This window comes from Streptomyces sp. P17 (assembly GCF_032436805.1).
Lineage (GTDB): Bacteria > Actinomycetota > Actinomycetes > Streptomycetales > Streptomycetaceae > Streptomyces.
This window is the reverse complement of the sequence record NZ_JAVRBF010000822.1, coordinates 1-272: the sequence shown is the minus strand read 5'-3', so window position 1 is coordinate 272 and position 272 is coordinate 1. Positions and strand designations below refer to the sequence as shown.

At 67.3% G+C, this 272-nt stretch carries 1 protein-coding gene; it reads right to left on the bottom strand.

The window, feature by feature from the left end; genetic code table 11:
- Positions 1 to 272, bottom strand: a 272-nt coding sequence (locus RMT89_RS43095) for a hypothetical protein (protein ID WP_315889212.1), incomplete at both ends; no start/stop codon positions are given.

Sequence of the window (272 nt, the reverse complement as noted above, 5' to 3'; positions counted from 1 at the left end):
ATCTGAATGTCACCCCCCAGCAGTACATCGGCGGCCGTGAGCACCAGCTGGCCACCGTCCTGCAGGCGCAGCGCACCCTCCACCGCGATGCTGCCACCGCTGGCCAGATCGATGCGTCCCCACTGCTGCGCGCTGAGCTGGTTGGCATCCAGCCACAGCGTATTGCGCTGTTCCTGTTGCAGCGGCGCCTGCAGGGACACGTCGGCGGCAGGCAGCCCGCCATCGACGATCCGCACCTGTGTGTCGAACACCGCGTTTCTGCCGTTGCCGTC